This is a genomic window from Microbacterium sp. 2MCAF23 (assembly GCF_052115565.1).
In the GTDB taxonomy this organism is placed as follows: domain Bacteria; phylum Actinomycetota; class Actinomycetes; order Actinomycetales; family Microbacteriaceae; genus Microbacterium.
Map to the genome: position 1 here is coordinate 1 of NZ_JBFRGY010000024.1, position 5,523 is coordinate 5,523.

The 5,523-nt window shown below is 54.7% G+C and carries 3 rRNA genes; all 3 read right to left on the bottom strand.

Annotated features, from left to right (window positions below):
- Positions 1-47 precede the first annotated feature (47 nt).
- The 3 genes from rrf to AB4078_RS18650 all read right to left on the bottom strand — a co-directional run bounded on the left by rrf (position 48) and on the right by AB4078_RS18650 (position 5,309).
- Positions 48-164 (bottom strand): 5S ribosomal RNA (gene rrf / locus AB4078_RS18640).
- A 109-nt stretch (positions 165-273) separates the two neighbouring features.
- Positions 274-3,372: ribosomal RNA gene (locus AB4078_RS18645) — 23S ribosomal RNA — on the bottom strand.
- 414 nt (positions 3,373-3,786) lie between these two features.
- Positions 3,787-5,309 (bottom strand): 16S ribosomal RNA (locus AB4078_RS18650).
- Together the 16S, 23S and 5S rRNA genes form the textbook arrangement of a ribosomal RNA operon.
- Positions 5,310-5,523 lie beyond the last annotated feature (214 nt).

The window sequence follows — 5,523 nt, forward strand, 5'->3', positions numbered from 1 at the left end:
AACGCAGAAAGGCCACCCTGCGTTGGGTGGCCTTTCTGTTAAAGGAAGTCCGGCGGTGTCCTACTCTCCCACAGGGTCCCCCCTGCAGTACCATCGGCGCTGTGAGGCTTAGCTTCCGGGTTCGGAATGTGACCGGGCGTTTCCCTCACGCTATGGCCGCCGAAACACTATTGACGTGTCTCGAACAAGCACAAACGTAATGTTTGTTATATGTTCGCGGTTTCGACCGTACGTCGAGAACCACAAAGTGGACGCAAGCACCAAGAACGGTGTGTTATCAAGTCATCGGCTTATTAGTACCAGTCAGCTGCACGTGTTACCACGCTTCCACATCTGGCCTATCAACCCAGTAGTCTGGCTGGGAGCCTCTCACCCGAAGGTATGGAAGTCTCATCTTGAGGCCGGCTTCCCGCTTAGATGCTTTCAGCGGTTATCCATCCCGAACGTAGCTAACCAGCGGTGCTCCTGGCGGAACAACTGGCACACCAGAGGTTCGTCCAACCCGGTCCTCTCGTACTAGGGTCAGATCCTCTCAAACTTCCTACGCGCGCAGCGGATAGGGACCGAACTGTCTCACGACGTTCTAAACCCAGCTCGCGTACCGCTTTAATGGGCGAACAGCCCAACCCTTGGGACCTACTCCAGCCCCAGGATGCGACGAGCCGACATCGAGGTGCCAAACCATGCCGTCGATATGGACTCTTGGGCAAGATCAGCCTGTTATCCCCGAGGTACCTTTTATCCGTTGAGCGACAGCGCTTCCACAAGCCACTGCCGGATCACTAGTCCCGACTTTCGTCCCTGCTCGACCTGTCAGTCTCACAGTCAAGCTCCCTTGTGCACTTACACTCGACACCTGATTACCAACCAGGTTGAGGGAACCTTTGGGCGCCTCCGTTACTTTTTGGGAGGCAACCGCCCCAGTTAAACTACCCACCAGGCACTGTCCCTGAACCGGATTACGGTTCGAAGTTAGATATCCAGAGTGACCAGAGTGGTATTTCAACAATGACTCCACATGAACTGGCGTCCACGCTTCAAAGTCTCCCACCTATCCTACACAAGCCACACCGAACACCAATACCAAGCTGTAGTAAAGGTCACGGGGTCTTTCCGTCCTGCTGCGCGTAACGAGCATCTTTACTCGTAATGCAATTTCGCCGAGTTCGCGGTTGAGACAGTTGGGAAGTCGTTACGCCATTCGTGCAGGTCGGAACTTACCCGACAAGGAATTTCGCTACCTTAGGATGGTTATAGTTACCACCGCCGTTTACTGGGGCTTAAATTCTCAGCTTCGCCTTACGGCTAACCGGTCCTCTTAACCTTCCAGCACCGGGCAGGCGTCAGTCCGTATACATCGTCTTGCGACTTAGCACGGACCTGTGTTTTTAGTAAACAGTCGCTACCCACTAGTCTCTGCGGCCACCACACCCTTTTCGGAGTAAATCCGTATAAGCGGGTGGCCCCCCTTCTCCCGAAGTTACGGGGGCATTTTGCCGAGTTCCTTAACCACGATTCTCTCGATCTCCTTGGTATTCTCTACCTGACCACCTGAGTCGGTTTGGGGTACGGGCGGCTAGAACCTCGCGTCGATGCTTTTCTTGGCAGCATAGGATCACCCACTTTTCATCCGCATCGTGTCTCAGCCTTCATGAGAGACGGATTTGCCTATCTCTCGGCCTACGCACTTGCACCAGGACAACCATCGCCTGGCTGGGCTACCTTCCTGCGTCACACCTGTTAATACGCTCACTCCACCAGATGGGGTCGCATGCCGCCTCACGATCGTCCCCGAAGGGATCCACGCGTCTTGGGATGCTTAGCACTCCTGATTTCATGTGGGCGGTTCTTCGCCGGTACGGGAATATCAACCCGTTGTCCATCGACTACGCCTGTCGGCCTCGCCTTAGGTCCCGACTTACCCAGGGAAGATTAGCTTGACCCTGGAACCCTTGGTCTTCCGGAGGACGTGTTTCTCACACGTCTTTCGCTACTCATGCCTGCATTCTCACTCGTGTAGCGTCCACGGCTGGATCACTCCGCCGCTTCACTCGCCACACGACGCTCTCCTACCCATCAACACGGCTGGACCACGAAGGCCTACCATAAATGTCAATGCCACAACTTCGGTGGCGTGCTTGAGCCCCGTTACATTGTCGGCGCGGAATCACTTGACCAGTGAGCTATTACGCACTCTTTCAAGGGTGGCTGCTTCTAAGCCAACCTCCTGGTTGTCACAGCAACTCCACATCCTTTCCCACTTAGCACGCGCTTAGGGACCTTAGATGGTGGTCTGGGTTGTTTCCCTCTCGACTATGAAGCTTATCCCCCACAGTCTCACTGCTGCGCTCTCACTTACCGGCATTCGGAGTTTGGCTGACGTCAGTAACCTTGTAGGGCCCATCGGCCATCCAGTAGCTCTACCTCCGGCAAGAAACACGCAACGCTGCACCTAAATGCATTTCGGAGAGAACCAGCTATCACGAAGTTTGATTGGCCTTTCACCCCTATCCACAGCTCATCCCCTCAGTTTTCAACCTAAGTGGGTTCGGCCCTCCACGACGTCTTACCGTCGCTTCAGCCTGGCCATGGATAGATCACTTCGCTTCGGGTCTAGGACACGCGACTGAATCGCCCTATTCAGACTCGCTTTCGCTACGGCTACCCCACACGGGTTAACCTCGCCACGTATCGCTAACTCGCAGGCTCATTCTTCAAAAGGCACGCTGTCACCCCTACTAAGGAGGCTCCAACGGTTTGTAAGCAAACGGTTTCAGGTACTATTTCACTCCCCTCCCGGGGTACTTTTCACCTTTCCCTCACGGTACTTGTCCGCTATCGGTCATCTGGGAGTATTTAGGCTTATCAGGTGGTCCTGACAGATTCACACGGGATTTCTCGGGCCCCGTGCTACTTGGGATACTCTTCACGCCAAGCCAGGCATTTCGACTACGGGGTTCGCACCCTCTATGACCGGCCATTCAAAACCGTTCGTCTATACCTGCTTGTAACGCTGAAAGTTCGGCAGAACAATCCAAAAAGTCCCACAACCCCGAGCATGCAACGCCTGCCGGCTATCACACACACCCRGTTTAGCCTCATCCGCTTTCGCTCGCCACTACTCACGGAATCACATGTTGTTTTCTCTTCCTGTGGGTACTGAGATGTTTCACTTCCCCACGTTCCCTCTACCCGCCCTATATATTCAGGCGGGAGTCACTAGGTCGGCACGCCGCCCAGCGGGGTTTCCCCATTCGGACACCCTCGGATCAAAACTCGCTTATCAGTTCCCCGAGGCTTATCGCAGATTGCTACGTCCTTCTTCGGCTCCAGATGCCAAGGCATCCACCGTTTGCTCTTAAAGACTTGAAATCACATGAGTTCATCAAGAATCGGTGCCAGGCCCGAAAGCCTGACATGAAATTGACTAATGATCTTTAAGATCATCAAAACAACACAACCCCAAAGGGTCATGTTGAAGATGCTCGCGTCCACTGTGTAGTTCTCAAAGTACGGGCGGTGCTCATCCCCACCAACAACGTTGGCAGCGACAAGCCCGAGGTACAGCTGCGATCCCGAAGAATCACACCCGGTCCCTCAGGACCCAACAGCGTGCAGGCACCCCGCTCACCCATCCCCACGTTCCCACCAGACCCGAAGGCCCGACGTACTAACGAGGATCAGCTGCGCTGATGCCATGTCAAATGTTCCACCCATGAGCTAACCGGCGAGAACATTCGTCTCGATCCGGCGCCTGGAAGGCCGAAGCCTCCAGATGCTCCTTAGAAAGGAGGTGATCCAGCCGCACCTTCCGGTACGGCTACCTTGTTACGACTTAGTCCTAATTACCGATCCCACCTTCGACGGCTCCCTCCACAAGGGTTAGGCCACCGGCTTCAGGTGTTACCGACTTTCATGACTTGACGGGCGGTGTGTACAAGACCCGGGAACGTATTCACCGCAGCGTTGCTGATCTGCGATTACTAGCGACTCCGACTTCATGAGGTCGAGTTGCAGACCTCAATCCGAACTGGGACCGGCTTTTTGGGATTCGCTCCACCTCACGGTATTGCAGCCCTTTGTACCGGCCATTGTAGCATGCGTGAAGCCCAAGACATAAGGGGCATGATGATTTGACGTCATCCCCACCTTCCTCCGAGTTGACCCCGGCAGTATCCCATGAGTTCCCACCATTACGTGCTGGCAACATAGAACGAGGGTTGCGCTCGTTGCGGGACTTAACCCAACATCTCACGACACGAGCTGACGACAACCATGCACCACCTGTTCACGAGTGTCCAAAGAGTTGACCATTTCTGGCCCGTTCTCGTGTATGTCAAGCCTTGGTAAGGTTCTTCGCGTTGCATCGAATTAATCCGCATGCTCCGCCGCTTGTGCGGGTCCCCGTCAATTCCTTTGAGTTTTAGCCTTGCGGCCGTACTCCCCAGGCGGGGAACTTAATGCGTTAGCTGCGTCACGGAATCCGTGGAAAGGACCCCACAACTAGTTCCCAACGTTTACGGGGTGGACTACCAGGGTATCTAAGCCTGTTTGCTCCCCACCCTTTCGCTCCTCAGCGTCAGTTACGGCCCAGAGATCTGCCTTCGCCATCGGTGTTCCTCCTGATATCTGCGCATTCCACCGCTACACCAGGAATTCCAATCTCCCCTACCGCACTCTAGTCTGCCCGTACCCACTGCAGGCCCGAGGTTGAGCCTCGGGATTTCACAGCAGACGCGACAAACCGCCTACGAGCTCTTTACGCCCAATAATTCCGGATAACGCTTGCACCCTACGTATTACCGCGGCTGCTGGCACGTAGTTAGCCGGTGCTTTTTCTGCAGGTACCGTCACTTTCGCTTCTTCCCTGCTAAAAGAGGTTTACAACCCGAAGGCCGTCATCCCTCACGCGGCGTTGCTGCATCAGGCTTCCGCCCATTGTGCAATATTCCCCACTGCTGCCTCCCGTAGGAGTCTGGGCCGTGTCTCAGTCCCAGTGTGGCCGGTCACCCTCTCAGGCCGGCTACCCGTCGACGCCTTGGTGAGCCATTACCTCACCAACAAGCTGATAGGCCGCGAGCCCATCCCCCACCAAAAAATCTTTCCAGTCACTAACCATGCGGTTGCGACTCGTATCCAGTATTAGACGCCGTTTCCAGCGCTTATCCCAGAGTGAGGGGCAGGTTGCTCACGTGTTACTCACCCGTTCGCCACTAATCCACCCAGCAAGCTAGGCTTCATCGTTCGACTTGCATGTGTTAAGCACGCCGCCAGCGTTCATCCTGAGCCAGGATCAAACTCTCCGTAAAAGAAAAAACAGGACACCCGGGGAAAACCAGGCACCTGCGAGTTTGAAACTGACCAAAGAGATGACATCATTGCTGACTTCATCCGAATGCCAACCCCAAAGGGTTGGTCTTTGATCCAAAGGAATTTCTCAACCAGCCCAAAAAGGACTGGACGAGGAATAAATTGGCATTTGACAAGTGCACGCTGTTGAGTTCTCAAGGATCGGATGCTCCT